Origin of the sequence: Bacillus cereus group sp. BfR-BA-01441, assembly GCF_022663075.1 — a bacterium.
In the GTDB taxonomy this organism is placed as follows: Bacteria; Bacillota; Bacilli; order Bacillales; family Bacillaceae_G; genus Bacillus_A; species Bacillus_A cereus.
The window spans coordinates 122,546-137,226 of sequence record NZ_JAKUEU010000005.1; the positions used below are offsets into that span (position 1 = coordinate 122,546).

Below are 14,681 nucleotides of genomic sequence, written 5' to 3' on the forward strand. Positions count from 1 at the left end.
TGGAAATCGTTTAAATATATGTTGTTGAAAAAAGAAAAATACTGATATATTTTCCGACATCTTGCATCTTTCTCTCGAATGTAGTACATTAATTTTAGTTTAACAAAATGAAAGACGATGATAAGGAAAAGTAGTATATACTATAATCCAAAGCGAGTCAGGGACGGTGAGAGCCTGATGAGGCGGTATATGTGAAGAACACCTTGGAGTTGCTAACCGAAATTGAATCTCGTATTCAAGAGTAGACTTAGACGGGAATCCGGCCTGTTACAAACCGGGAAGTATGTATTACATACGAGTTAAAGTTGGTCTTTATGACAAATTGGGTGGTACCGCGAAGTTTAACCTTTCGTCCCTTTATGGATGAAAGGTTTTTTTGTATTTAAATATATGAGCAAAGGAGAATTTCACTATGGAAAACACATTAGTAAAAAGTCTGTATAGAGATACAGAAAAGTATGCAGATCAAACAGTACAAGTATCAGGGTGGATTCGTAACTTACGTGATTCAAAAGCATTTGGTTTCATCGAATTAAACGACGGTAGCTTCTTCAAAAGCGTTCAAATCGTTTTCGATACAGAATTAGAGAACTTCAAAGAAATTGCAAAACTTCCACTTAGCTCTTCAGTTAAAGTAGAAGGTAAAGTAATTGCAACGCCTGGAGCGAAGCAACCATTTGAAATTAAAGCAGAAAAAATTGATATCGAGGGCTTATCAGATTCTGATTACCCACTTCAAAAGAAACGTCATACATTTGAATACTTACGTACAATCGCTCACTTACGTCCAAGAACAAATGCATTCTCTGCAACGTTCCGCGTACGTTCTATCGCAGCATTTGCGATTCACCAATTCTTCCAAGAGCGTGGATTCGTACATGTTCATACACCTATCATCACTGGTAGTGATACAGAAGGTGCTGGCGAAATGTTCCGCGTAACAACGCAAGATTTAAATAACCTACCAAAAGGTGAAGACGGAAAAGTTGATGAGTCAAAAGACTTCTTCGGTAAAGAAACAAACCTAACAGTAAGTGGACAGCTGAACGCTGAAGCTTATGCATTAGCATTCCGTGATGTATACACATTCGGACCTACATTCCGTGCAGAAAACTCAAACACAACTCGCCACGCTGCTGAGTTCTGGATGGTTGAGCCTGAGATTGCATTCGCGGAACTAGGGGATGTAATGAACCTTACAGAAGATATGCTGAAATATGCAATGAAATACGTATTAGAGCATGCACCAGAAGAAATGGAATTCTTCAACAGCTTCGTTGATAAAACAGTTCTTGAGCGCATGAACAACGTAATTAACTCAGACTTCGGTCGCATCACTTATACAGAAGCAATTAAAGTACTTCAAGAATCAGGTGCTGACTTCAAATACCCAGTAGAATGGGGAATTGACTTACAAACAGAGCACGAAAGATACTTATCAGAAGAAATCTTCAAACGCCCTGTATTCGTAACTGACTATCCGAAAGACATTAAAGCATTCTACATGCGTTTGAATGAAGACGGTAAAACAGTAGCTGCTACTGACCTTCTAGTTCCTGGCATCGGCGAATTAATCGGCGGAAGTCAACGTGAAGAAAGAATGGACGTTTTAGTAGACAGAATTAAAGAATTAGGTATGAACGAAGAGGACTACTGGTGGTACTTAGAACTTAGAAAATACGGCGGTACAAAACACGCTGGATTCGGTCTAGGTTTCGAGCGCTTCCTAATGTACATCACTGGCATGGCTAACATCCGTGACGTAATTCCATTCCCAAGAACTCCAGGTTCTTCTGAGTTTTAAGATATAAAAAAAGCGAGAGCAACTGCTCTCGCTTTTTTTATTGAGAAAGGTTGTAATTGCAACCTGAACTTTATAAAGTATTTCACGACTAGAAAAGATGTTGTTCATAGTTCAATTCCCACTTCATATATAAGTAAAACGAATGCGACATTTATATAGGGAAGGGGTTTTTATACAATGGGGGAAATTCCAAGTCATACAAAGTGGACATTGCGTGACAAGTATATAGTAATCACTGGTGCAACAAGTGGTATTGGATTAGCGGCAGCTAAGATGTTTGCAAAAAGCGGTGCTAAGCTAGGAATCATTGCACGTAATGAAGCAAAAGCGAATGATGTTATGACTCAACTTGAAAATATAACGGATGGGAATGCAGTGGTAGATATATTTTTCGCTGATATGTCTTCCCAACAATCTATACGCCAGGTAGCTACCGATATTTTAGAAAGATGTCCGAGAATTGATATATTAGTAAATAATGCGGGTGCTTTATTTCAAACAAGACAAATTACAGAGGACGGTTTGGAGATGACCTGGGCGGTAAACCATTTAGGTCCATTCTTACTTACAGATTTGTTGTTGGAGCGTTTAAAAGAAAGTGCTCCTGCTCGCGTCATTACCACTGCATCTCACGGTCATAAAATGGCTAAAAAGGGAATTGATTTCGATGATCTAGATGCAGAACAACTGTATCGCGGTATTAAGAAGTTCATGGGCGGTCCTACAATGCGTTATGCACAAACAAAACTAGCTAACATTTTATTCACCTCTGAATTGGCACAGCGGTTGGAGGGAACGGGTGTTAGTGCTTATAGCTTTGACCCGGGGCTAGTGAATACAAATTTTAACCAGGATAATGGTCTAGCTGCTCACTTAACTATGGCAGCAATGAAACCTTTCTCCCGTACGCCGGAGAAAGGTGCTGAAACTTTAGTATGGCTAGCAGAATCAACTGGATTTACTAATCAGAGTGGTTATTACTATGCCGATAAACAAGTAGGGGAAATGTCTGAAGCTGCCTTGGATAAGGATGCAGCAAAGCGGCTATGGGACATAAGCGAAAACCAAACACGAGAGTAAAAGAGTAGCGAGTATATGTTCAGATTATTATGTTGAATAGTTTTTTACCCTTAAGTAAAAAGTAACCTTGGGGGTGAGTGCAATGAGTAAAAAAGTGAAAAAAGACCATTCAAGATCAATCCTAGGTTCTCCAGAAGTGGAAGGACAAGGGACAACAACACATGAAACGGGTTCTCATAAAGTATCTTCATCAAATAAGAAGCAGAAACGAAGCTAATATAAAAAAGGGAGAGTCTTGGCGGCTCTCCTTTTTTATAGGGGAATTACTAAAAATGAGTTAATTTAGCGATATAGTTAGAAGAGGAAAATAGTAAATGCAATTACATTGAATCGAGAACACATGAAACAAAAAACAGGAGTTTGTAGGCTCCTGTTTTTGTCGATACTATCTTAATAAGCGAAGCGCCTTCTCCGTATTAGCGAAATGCAGTTTCACAAACTCAGGTAATCGTTCTTTACCAAGCTTTTGAATTAATTTAGCAGCAGCGATATCAACTTGTTTACCAGCACCTTTTGGAAGTGGCATACCAGCTTTTTTACTTAGTTCGTCAAACTGTTTTACGAATGAGTAGCGAGCTAAAATGGAAGCGGCGGCAACAGCTAAATGAACACTTTCACCTTTCGTAGCGAAGTAAACATTTTCACGCTGTACCTGTTTTTGTTTTGCTAAATATTTATAGTATGTATCAGGTTGTGTGAATTGATCGATTAAGACGCCTTCAGGTTTTGTAGGTGCCATTTTAGCTAATAAGTTTGTAATAGCTTTATTGTGTAGTAAAGCTTTTAACTTACCTTGGTTGTTTCCTTTATCAAATAGCTCGTTATATTTTTCGTTATGAAGGACAAGAGAGCTATAAGGAACAACGTGTAGAAGTTGTTTCGCAATGGCAGTAATTTGATCGTCATTTAAGTTTTTAGAGTCTTTTACACCAAGTTCTTTTAGTAGTGGAATTTGCTTTGCATCCACATATACAGCAACGACTGTCATCGGTCCGAAGAAATCACCAGTACCAACTTCATCAGACCCTACAATAGACATTGTACCGATGGAAGCAGGCGGTGCATAACGGTGTGAATCAACAGATTTTTTTGCAGCTGTTTTCGGTGTTTGAGAGACAGTTTGCCAACGAGAAGCTTCTGCTTCAGCGCGGCCTCCTTGGAACATTACTTTTCCAGATTTATACGCTGTAATCGTGCAAGATGGTACCTTTGCCATGAAGATCCCGCCTTGCGGAGTTTTCGGGCTAAGCGAATGTTTATATTGTTGTTTCATGTCTTCAATTACTGTAGAATTTGTTTGAATTACGATAGAATTTGACATAATGGTCGCCCCTTTTTTTATATTGTTATTTTTATCATATCGGATTGTTCTTTCTGTTTCCATATTATGAAGGTTCATGGTATGATAAACTTTAGGATTCTGTACGTGATTGGAGGCCGGTGAGTTGTCACAACAAAAGGGAAAGAAAAGTCGAATTAATGTAGAAATCTATGGTCAGCAATATTCAGTTGTTGGCGATGAAAGTACAAGTCATATCCGCATGGTAGCAGCGATTGTGGATGATAAAATGCGCGAACTCAATGCCAAGAATCCTTCGCTTGACACGAGTAGACTAGCGGTATTGACGGCGGTAAACGTCATACACGATTACATAAAATTAAAAGAAGAACATGAGAAATTGAAAGAAAGTATGACAAAAAAAGGAATGGAATAACATGATTGATATTATTATCATTTTACTGCTTGTTATGGGATTTTTCCTCGGCTTACGCAGAGGGTTTATTCTGCAACTTGTAAAGTTAACAAGCTTTATTATCGCATACCTTGTTGCATACTGGTACTGTAAAGATTTAGCGCCAGCACTTGCGAAATTTATTCCGTATCCATTTGATAAAAACGTATCTGTTCCAGAATGGATTGATGCAAATAATATTGAGACAGTATTTTATCAAGCGCTTGCGTTTATCATATTGTTTATTATCACTAAAATTGCACTTTCATTACTTGGTAATTTGTTAAATATGTTTGCAGAAATACCGGTTTTAAAGCAAGTAAATGCGTTTGCGGGGGCAATCCTCGGATTTTTAGAAGTATATATTATTTTGTTTGTCTTAATTATCATTGGAAATATTCTTCCGATTGAACAAGTACAAACACCATTACAAAAATCATCAATTAGCAAAATAATTGTAGACGATACACCGATTCTATCTGAAAAGGTGAAGGAACTATGGCAGACAGGTAGCAGAGTATAACTTCTCTTTTTTCGGAAAGAGAAGTTTTTTTCTATGAAAGAAAGGCGGGGCAATGATGAAAGTAAATAAAAAACAAGTGATCAAATTATTAGAGACAATCGGGCTTTTTATGGAACTAAAGGGTGCGAATCCATTTAAAATATCTGCATTTCGTAAAGCGGCAGCAGCATTAGAAAGTGACGATCGTAGTCTTTCTGAAATTGAAGATTTCACAAAGATTCCAGGAATCGGAAAAGGAACAGCAGCCGTTATACAAGAATATATAGAATCGGGAACATCTGAAGTATTACAAGAACTTGAAAAAGAAGTACCAAGTAGCTTATTGCCGTTATTAAAACTACCAGGTCTTGGTGGTAAAAAGGTGGCTAAGTTATATAAAGAGCTAGGCGTTATTGATATGGAGACGTTAAAAGCTGCTTGTGAGGAAAATAAAGTACAAGCTTTAGCTGGTTTCGGTAAGAAGACAGAAGAGAAAATATTAGAAGCAATCGATCAAGTAGGCTCTCGTCCAGAGCGTTTACCAATTGCGATGGTATTGCCTATTGCCGGGGAAATAGAGGAGAAATTGTCGAATATTGCTGAAGTAATTCGTTTCTCTCGCGCTGGTAGTTTGCGCCGTGTTCGTGAAACAGTGAAAGATTTAGATTTTATCATTGCAACGACAGAACCAGCAGCGGTACGTGAGCATTTACTACAATTTGATAATATGATTGAAGTAATAGCAAGTGGAGATACGAAAGTTTCTGTCCGTCTTCAATATGAATATGATATTTCAATTGATTTCCGTTTAGTAAAACCAGAAGAGTTTATTACAACTCTTCACCATTTCACAGGATCAAAAGATCATAACGTAAAAATGCGTCAAATCGCAAAAGATAAAGGCGAGAAAATTAGTGAGTACGGTGTAGAGAACTTGGAAACAGGTGAAGTGAAAACATTTGAGACTGAAGAAGACTTCTTTGCTCATTTCGGTTTGCCATTTATTCCGCCAGAAGTGCGTGAAGATGGAAAAGAAATTGAATTAATTAAAGAGTATCCGAACTTAATTCAGTTTTCCGATATACAAGGTGATTTACATATGCATACAACTTGGAGTGACGGTGCTTTTTCTATTGAAGAAATGGTACAAGCGTGCCGTGCTCGTGGATATAAGTTTATGGCGATTACTGATCACTCGCAATACTTAAAAGTGGCGAACGGTTTAACGAAAGAGCGTCTTCGTGAGCAAGCGAAAGAAATTGAACGTATGAATGAAAAGTATCCAGACATTACAATTTTACGCGGAATTGAAATGGACATTTTACCAGATGCCTCGCTTGATTTTGATGATGAAGTATTAGCAGAATTAGATTATGTCATTGGAGCGATTCACTCTAGCTTCTCACAAGACCGTGAAACGATTATGAAGCGTCTACGTACTGCACTTGAGAATAAACATGTCACAATGATTGCCCATCCTACAGGACGTCTTCTCGGGCGTCGTGAGGGTTATGATGTAGATACAGATTTATTAATCGAACTAGCAAAAGAGACAAATACAGTTTTAGAATTAAATGCGAATCCGAACCGTCTAGATTTAAGCGCGAAATTATTAAAACAAGCACAAGATGCTGGTGTGAAAGTAGCGATTAATACGGATGCTCATACGCTTGAAATGTTAGAAGATATGGAAACAGGTGTAGCAGCAGCACGTAAAGGTTGGATTCAAAAAGATAACGTGATTAACACGTGGGATATTGAACGTTTATTAGACTATATTAAACGTAATAAGTAATACAAGGGGGACCTGCAACATGTTAGAAAGAACGTTGCGTGTATTAGAATACAATAAAGTAAAAGAACAATTACTTGAACATACAGCATCTTCACTTGGTCGTGACAAAGTGAAGCATTTAGTGCCGAGCACTGATTTTGAAGAAATTGTAGAAATGCAAGATACAACGGATGAAGCAGCGAAAGTTATTCGTTTAAAAGGTAGTGCACCATTAGGTGGTATTACGGATATTCGCTCAAATGTGAAGCGTGCAAAAATTGGGAGTATGTTAAGTCCAAATGAATTACTTGATATTGCAAATACGATGTATGGTAGTCGTAATATGAAACGCTTCATTGAAGATATGGCTGATAACGGTGTCGAGCTTCCGATTTTAGAAACTCACGTCGCTCAAATTGTATCTTTATATGATTTAGAAAAGAAAATTACAAATTGCATCGGTGACGGCGGTGAAGTAGTCGATAGCGCAAGTGATAAACTGCGTGGTATTCGTACTCAAATTCGTACTGCGGAAAGTCGTATTCGTGAAAAGTTAGAAAATATGACGCGCTCTTCAAACGCGCAAAAGATGCTGTCTGATTCGATTGTAACGATTCGTAACGAACGTTACGTAATCCCAGTAAAACAAGAATATCGCGGCGTATATGGTGGTATTGTTCACGATCAATCGGCTTCTGGACAAACGTTATTTATTGAGCCACAAGTCATTGTAGAATTAAATAATGCACTGCAAGAAGCACGTGTGAAAGAAAAACAAGAAATCGAACGCATCTTATTAATGTTAACAGAAGAAGTGGCAGTAGAAGCGGATATCGTTTTATCAAACGTAGAAGTAGTTGCAAATCTTGATTTCATCTTTGCGAAAGCTTTTTATGCGAAGCGAATTAAAGCGACAAAGCCGATTGTAAATAACGAGCGTTACATGGACTTAAGACAAGCACGCCATCCGCTTATCGATCCAGAAATAATCGTGCCAAATAACATTATGTTAGGTAAAGATTTCACGACAATTGTTATTACAGGACCGAATACAGGTGGTAAAACAGTTACGCTGAAAACAGTTGGTATTTGTGTGTTAATGGCGCAATCTGGCCTTCACATTCCAGTAATGGATGAGTCAGAGATTTGTGTATTCAAAAATATCTTTGCTGATATCGGTGATGAGCAATCGATTGAACAGAGTTTAAGTACGTTCTCCTCACATATGGTGAACATCGTTGATATTTTAGAAAAAGCTGATTTTGAAAGCTTAGTTTTATTCGATGAATTAGGTGCTGGAACAGACCCACAGGAAGGGGCTGCACTTGCCATTTCAATTTTAGATGAAGTATGTAATCGCGGTGCTCGCGTTGTTGCAACGACGCATTATCCAGAATTAAAAGCATACGGATATAACCGTGAGCAAGTTATTAATGCGAGTGTTGAGTTTGATGTAAATACATTAAGTCCAACTTATAAATTATTAATCGGTGTACCAGGCCGTAGTAATGCCTTTGAAATTTCGAAACGTCTTGGATTATCTGATCGCGTTATTGAGCAAGCACGCAATCACATTAGTACAGATACGAATAAAATTGAAAATATGATTGCGAAGTTAGAAGAAAGCCAGAAGAACGCAGAGCGTGACTGGAACGAAGCAGAAGCGCTTCGCAAACAATCTGAAAAACTGCATCGTGAATTACAACGTCAAATTATTGAATTTAACGAAGATCGTGATGAACGATTATTAAAAGCGCAAAAAGAAGGAGAAGAAAAAGTCGAAGCTGCAAAGAAAGAAGCAGAAGGCATTATTCAAGAACTTCGTCAATTGCGTAAAGCACAGCTTGCAAATGTGAAAGACCACGAGCTAATTGAAGCGAAGAGTCGTCTAGAAGGCGCAGCGCCAGAGCTTGTTAAGAAACAAAAAGTAAATGTGAAAAATACTGCACCGAAACAACAGTTACGTGCAGGTGATGAAGTGAAAGTATTAACGTTCGGTCAAAAAGGTCAACTACTTGAAAAAGTAAGCGATACAGAGTGGAGCGTACAAATCGGTATTCTGAAGATGAAAGTGAAAGAATCTAATATGGAATACATTAACACACCGAAGCAAACAGAGAAAAAAGCAGTTGCAACGGTAAAAGGTAGAGACTATCACGTTTCATTAGAACTTGATCTTCGTGGTGAACGATTTGAAAATGCAATGGCGCGCGTTGAGAAATACTTAGACGATGCCCAGCTTGCAAGCTATCCTCGCGTATCAATCATTCACGGTAAAGGGACAGGAGCACTTCGCCAAGGTGTACAAGATTACTTGAAGAAGCATCGCGGTGTAAAAACCTTCCGTTACGGTGACATGGGCGAGGGAGGCCTAGGCGTAACAGTTGTCGAATTAAAATAGAAAACAACGAAACAAAGGGGAAACCATTATATGTTTATGGACAAACTTGCAAAAGTATTGTTAGCTTGTTGTGGAATATTTTTGGTGATTGGGGTTATTTATTTAGTTGTTTTTGCGAAGTGAAAAAGCGTCAATCGTGGCAGAATGATATTGCCATAGATTGACGCTTTTAATATATGTGAAAAGGAATAGAACATGAAAATCAACCAATACATAAGCGAAGCAAAATTATGCTCCAGACGTGAAACAGATCGTCTCATTAAAGCTGGACGCGTGGCTATTAACGGCGAAATATGTACGCACGGTGCACTCGTAAGCGATGGTGATAGGGTAACGATTGATGGGCAAGTTATTGTAAAAGAAGAGAAAGAAAAAGTGTATATCGCATTTCATAAACCAGTCGGAATTACTTGTACAGCAGCCGATCATATTGAAGATAATATTATTGATTATATCAATTACCCAGAGCGAATCTTTCCAGTTGGGCGATTAGATAAAGCATCAGAAGGACTTATCTTATTAACGAATGACGGCGGCATTGCGAATCAAATTTTACATGGTGATCATGAGCACGAGAAAGAATATGTTGTCACAGTCGATAAACCTTTTACGGACTGGTTTATTGATGAGATGTCCCGCGGTGTAAAGATTAAAGATGGAATGACGAAGCCGTGCAAAGTGACAAGAGTCGATCAATCAACATTTCGTATCGTTTTAACGCAAGGAATGAACAGGCAAATTCGTAGAATGAGTCGTGCTTTCGGATTTACTGTAATAAAGCTAAAGCGAGTACGCATTATGAATATAGAGCTAAATGAGCTTGAAGTTGGAAAGTGGCGGAGCGTTACAGCTGAAGAGTTAGAAATTTTAATAGGGCAGTTATAGGGAGGAAAAATTTTCTCCCTATATTTTTTTGTCAGAAAAAATAAAACTATTGATTTTTTAAAAAATAGCCCATATAATAAAAAACAACAAGTTTCGACAAGATATTTTATAAAAGTAATGATGAGGACATGAGTTGTATTTTACGATTCTCAGAGAGGGAAGCCTTAGGCTGTGAGCTTCCTAATACGAAAAGACAAGCTTACCACCTCTAAACTTCAAGAGTGAACTGCATACATGATGCATTGTAATTCTTGGCGGATAAAACCGTTATCAATTTACACGAGCTATAAAATGAGCTTATTTCGTTATAAATTCATTTTATTAGAATAAGGGTGGAACCACGATTTCAACACTCGTCCCTTTATTAGGGACGGGTGTTTTTTGCGTTCTTTTACGGGGAAGTATGCTTGAAAGAGGATATGTGACGGATTTTAATTCAGAATATTTTGTTAATTTATTATTTTAGGAGGTTAGTAGAAATGAAATCATCTTTAAAGTTTTCAGAGATGTTTGCAATAAGTTTAATGTTATTTGCACTGTTTTTTGGTGCGGGTAATATGATTTTTCCACCAGCATTAGGACAAGGCGCTGGAACAGACGTATGGATTGCGTTGTTTGGTTTTATCGTAACAGGCGTTGGACTACCTTTATTAGGAGTAATTGTTATAGCTTTAAAGGGAGATATTAATGAGCTAGCAGGACGTGTACATCCTATATTCGCACTTGTTTTTATCACTGCAATTTATTTATGTTTAGGCGTATTCGTAAGTGTGCCGCGTACAGGAACAGTAGCTTATGAGATGAGTGTTGCACCGTTTTTACCAAGTGAGATAGCTGGTCAGTCATATCCACTTGTTATCTTTACACTTATTTTTTTTGCAGTCACTTTCTATTTAGCTTTAAATCCTTCGAAATTAGTGGGTCGTATTGGTAAAGTGCTAACTCCAATACTATTAGCTGTTATTGCAATTATCGTAGGTAAAGCACTTATTACACCAATTGGAGAATTTGGTGCACCGACAGAAGCGTATAGTGCTCCTCTCTTTAAAGGATTTATTGATGGATATTTAACTTTAGATGGACTTGCAGCACTGGTATTCGGAAATGTTGTAATTCATGCGTTAAAAGAAAAAGGCATTACAAATAAAAACAGTATTGCAAAAGTAACAATCTTTGCAGGATTTATTGCAGCGCTTGGTCTACTACTTGTGTATTTAGCACTTGCTTATCTTGGAGCTTCTAGTGTGTCACTTGGAATGGGCGCAAACGGAGGAATTATTTTAACAAATGTCGTGAATCATTTATTTGGTAGCTACGGAACTTTATTACTAGGGATCGCAATTACAGCAGCATGTTTAACAACTTCTGTAGGTATTGTTGCAGCTTGTGGTGATTACTTCTCTTCTTTATTACCAAAGCTTTCTTATCAAAAAGTCGTTTTCATTTTCTGTGTATTAGCATTTATGGTAGCAAACCTTGGGTTAACTCAGTTAAATGCATTAGCATTACCAATCTTAATCGCAATTTATCCAATTGGAATCGTACTTATCGTATTATCACTTGTTGAAAACTACGTTCGTCTTCCATTAGCAATGTATGTGGGCGGGATTGTAGGAGCATTTGCAATAAGTTTCTTTGATGGGTTACACAATGCAAACCTTCAAATTGCAGCGCTAGCACCTATTTTAGATAAGATTCCATTATATAGTGTAGGAATTGGTTGGTTAGTTCCAGGCATAATCGGTATAGGAATTGGTTATATAGTTTCTAAGTTTCAAAAGCAGGAAATTGCTGTAGAAAAATAGAGAAAAGAGGCTTTCTATAATAGAAAGTCTCTTTTTTTGTAAAAAAAGCCGCATATAGAGAAATTTAGATATTAAAAATTTTATACGTAATATAGTTGACAAAAAATTTATGAGTAGGCTAAGATTGACTTAGTTGTGGAAATATTGGAAGGGAAGTGAGGGAAACGGGGTTTCTATAACTATAGTGTTGTTATGGGAAGAGGTGAGAGAAGAGGAGAAGAGAAAGTTTATTTTTTTTGACCTACATTGAGAATGATAATCAATAAATACGTTTAATAATTTTTTCTCAGTTTCTATGCCTTCGTATAAGGAATAGGGTGAGATATTATTTTTAATATTAAATGAGAATGATAATCAATAACGCTTATGTTACATAAAAGAATGCTAATTAAATAATAGGTAGAAGAGATTATTTTTTTCTTATTAATTGAGAATAATTATCATTTTCATAAAAAGTGAAATGAAAGATAACCAAGGAGGAAACAAAAAAAATGAAAAAGGTTTCTGTATTACCCGCTTTTATTATAACGTTCGTATGTATGCTAGCTTTTCTTGTAATGCCATACGGGAATGCTTCAGCAAAACTAGCTGATGGTACTTACGATATTAATTATGTAATTCAAAAAGCGGAAAATGATTCAGCTTCAATGGCAAATGACTATTTTGAAAAGCCGGCAAAATTAATAGTGAAAAACGGTGAGATGAGAGTACAAGTTCCGATGAATCATAGTGCTTGGATTACAGAATTTAAAGCACCAGAGAACGGAAATTTTGTTGATGCGAAAGTTGTTAATAAAGATGAATCGGCAGATAAAAGAACAGTAGAGTTTAAAGTAGATGATTTATCCAAACCGGCAGCTGTAAAAATTCATGTTGTTGTACCAAGTGCAAACTATGACCACCACTACACAATTCGTTTTGCTTTTGATGCAAATGTAAAAGCTGTAGGTGGCGATAATGGCGTAGCTGCTACAACAAAAAATAATGATCAAGCGAAAACAGATACACAAGTAAAAGAAGAAAAAACAAAAGTAGAGAGTAAGGAAACAGCTAAAGAAGTGAATAAAGAAACAAAAAATGAAAATGGAAAAGCTGAAAAAACAGATAACCCAAAAACAGGCGATGAAGCACGTATTGGATTGTTTGCAGCGTTAATTCTTATTTCAGGTGCTTTCTTAATTCGTAAAGTGAAATTGAGTAAATAAATCTTTTGAAGGGTGATGAATATATGTTTAAACAATTTAAAATGATTATTGCCGTATTTGCTGTTTTATTTACATTTATCGCAACACTAGGTTTACAAGATGCAAAGGCTGCTACAAAACTAGCTGATGGAAAATATAATATTGCTTTTACTGTATGGAAAGGCGATAAAGATGAATCGTCTAGAATGAATAGTTATTTTGAAAGCCCAGCAACATTAACAGTTAAAAATGGAAAACAATATGTTTCATTTAAAGTGAAAGATAGTGCTTCTATTAAAAGTTTCCAAGTAGAAAAAGATGGTCAATTTGTAGAAACAACCGTGTTAAGTGAAAACAAAAAAGATAATACTAGAGTTGTAGAATTTGAAGTTGCTGACTTGTCAAAAAAACTAAATGGCAAGGTGAAAATTAATATTCCAATTATTAATTATAATGCTTCGTATGATATTCGCTTTGTATTTGATGGGAACAGTATTAAATAATTTTCAAAAGGGAGAGTCGTTCCATTGAACAGGTATACAAAAATTATTGTTGCTATGTTTTTAATGATATTTACATTCGTATCAACATTACAACCACTTGCAGTTCAAGCAGCTACCAAGTTGGCTGACGGTGAATATTCAATTGGCTTCAAAGTTTTAAAAGATACATCAGATGAAGAATCGATGATGAATCAATATTCAGTAAGTCCGGGAACTTTAAAAGTGAAGGATGGGAAAAAGAAAGTATCCTTTACATTAACAAATAGTTCATGGATTACGAAATTTGAAACAGAAAAAGCAGGTAAGCTAGTTGCGACAAATGTAATTAGTGAAGATAAAGAAAAAGATACAAGAGTAGTAGAATTTGATGTAGAAGATGTAGAGAAGGTATTAAATGCAAAAGTAAAAGTAGATATTGATTTTTTAAATTATCATCATGAGTACGACGTTCGTATTGCATTTGATCAAAATAGCATTACACCAATTCATGTAGAAAAACCAAATGAAAAAGAGGACCCAGCTAATAAGCCAGATCCAAATGAAACTACCGATCCAGGTCAGAAGCCCGACCAAAAGCCTGACCCAGATCAACAACCAAATTCTAACACAATTACAGATGGTGCGTACAGCATTCCATTTAAAGTGTTAAAAGATCAAACAGATGAAGAATCTAAGATGAATAGTTACATGGTAAATCCAGGAGTATTAAAAGTAGAAAACGGTAAGAAAAAAGCAATTATAACACTAAAAAGTAGCTCATTAATTAAAAATTTCCAAACGGAAAAAGATGGCGCATTTGTTGATGCAAAAGTAGTGAGTGAGGATAAGGAAAAAGATACAAGAGTAGTAGAGTTTGAAGTAAACGATTTATCTAAAAAACTAAATACAAAAGTATTTATCGAAATGGCATCAAGAAATTATAAGCAAATGCATGATGTACAACTTTTATTTGAACAAGATAAACTTGAACAAATTAAAAATGAAGAGAAACAACCGGAAGCAGAAAAACC

At 36.6% G+C, this 14,681-nt stretch carries 13 protein-coding genes and 2 other annotated features; of the genes, 12 read left to right on the forward strand and 1 reads right to left on the reverse strand.

What is annotated here, in order from left to right; genetic code table 11:
• Window positions 1-108 precede the first annotated feature (108 nt).
• Window positions 109-360, forward strand: a binding site (T-box leader).
• 52 nt (window positions 361-412) lie between these two features.
• The 3 genes from asnS (at window position 413) to MR107_RS04260 (ending at window position 3,101) form a co-directional block, all read left to right on the forward strand.
• Window positions 413-1,804 carry an asparagine--tRNA ligase gene (gene asnS, locus MR107_RS04250; protein ID WP_000432177.1) on the forward strand — a complete coding sequence of 464 codons (1,392 nt, stop codon included), beginning with the start codon at window positions 413-415 and terminating at the stop codon, window positions 1,802-1,804.
• Window positions 1,805-1,981: 177 nt separating this feature from the next.
• Window positions 1,982-2,884: an SDR family NAD(P)-dependent oxidoreductase gene (locus MR107_RS04255; RefSeq protein WP_242292077.1), complete on the forward strand. Its 903-nt coding sequence runs from the start codon at window positions 1,982-1,984 to the stop codon at window positions 2,882-2,884.
• An 82-nt stretch (window positions 2,885-2,966) separates the two neighbouring features.
• Window positions 2,967-3,101, forward strand: a complete 135-nt coding sequence (locus MR107_RS04260) for a YuzL family protein (protein WP_000039591.1) — start codon at window positions 2,967-2,969, stop codon at window positions 3,099-3,101.
• Window positions 3,102-3,269: 168 nt separating this feature from the next.
• Here the strand turns inward: MR107_RS04260 and rnhC are convergent, their stop codons facing one another.
• A complete protein-coding gene (gene rnhC / locus MR107_RS04265) occupies window positions 3,270-4,205 on the reverse strand; it encodes a ribonuclease HIII (RefSeq protein ID WP_000071587.1) in 936 nt (311 codons plus the stop codon).
• 124 nt (window positions 4,206-4,329) lie between these two features.
• On the opposite strand from rnhC, the gene zapA reads away from it, so the two are divergent.
• The 9 genes from zapA to MR107_RS04310 form a co-directional block, all read left to right on the forward strand.
• Window positions 4,330-4,599 (forward strand): cell division protein ZapA, encoded by a 270-nt coding sequence (gene zapA, locus MR107_RS04270; RefSeq protein WP_000082701.1) that lies wholly within the window; start codon window positions 4,330-4,332, stop codon window positions 4,597-4,599.
• Between the two features lies 1 nt (window position 4,600).
• On the forward strand, window positions 4,601-5,140 hold the full coding sequence (locus MR107_RS04275) for a CvpA family protein (RefSeq protein ID WP_000565409.1): 540 nt from the start codon (window positions 4,601-4,603) through the stop codon (window positions 5,138-5,140).
• A gap of 55 nt (window positions 5,141-5,195) precedes the next feature.
• Window positions 5,196-6,914, forward strand: a complete 1,719-nt coding sequence (gene polX, locus MR107_RS04280; RefSeq protein ID WP_000867515.1) for a DNA polymerase/3'-5' exonuclease PolX — start codon at window positions 5,196-5,198, stop codon at window positions 6,912-6,914.
• Window positions 6,915-6,933: 19 nt separating this feature from the next.
• Window positions 6,934-9,294: an endonuclease MutS2 gene (locus tag MR107_RS04285; protein ID WP_000893715.1), complete on the forward strand. Its 2,361-nt coding sequence runs from the start codon at window positions 6,934-6,936 to the stop codon at window positions 9,292-9,294.
• 195 nt (window positions 9,295-9,489) lie between these two features.
• Complete coding sequence (locus tag MR107_RS04290; protein WP_000700716.1) at window positions 9,490-10,179, forward strand: 23S rRNA pseudouridine(2604) synthase RluF; 690 nt, start codon at window positions 9,490-9,492, stop codon at window positions 10,177-10,179.
• 108 nt (window positions 10,180-10,287) lie between these two features.
• Window positions 10,288-10,543, forward strand: a binding site (T-box leader).
• 115 nt (window positions 10,544-10,658) lie between these two features.
• Window positions 10,659-11,984 carry a branched-chain amino acid transport system II carrier protein BrnQ6 gene (brnQ6, locus tag MR107_RS04295; protein ID WP_242292078.1) on the forward strand — a complete coding sequence of 442 codons (1,326 nt, stop codon included), beginning with the start codon at window positions 10,659-10,661 and terminating at the stop codon, window positions 11,982-11,984.
• Between the two features lie 491 nt (window positions 11,985-12,475).
• Entirely contained in the window at window positions 12,476-13,189 is a 714-nt protein-coding gene (isdC, locus tag MR107_RS04300) for a heme uptake protein IsdC (RefSeq protein WP_048656156.1), read from the forward strand.
• Between the two features lie 23 nt (window positions 13,190-13,212).
• Window positions 13,213-13,671 carry an NEAT domain-containing protein gene (locus MR107_RS04305; protein WP_000476164.1) on the forward strand — a complete coding sequence of 153 codons (459 nt, stop codon included), beginning with the start codon at window positions 13,213-13,215 and terminating at the stop codon, window positions 13,669-13,671.
• Window positions 13,672-13,695: 24 nt separating this feature from the next.
• Window positions 13,696-14,681, forward strand: a 986-nt coding sequence (locus MR107_RS04310; RefSeq protein ID WP_242292079.1) for an NEAT domain-containing protein, incomplete at its 3' end; no start/stop codon positions are given.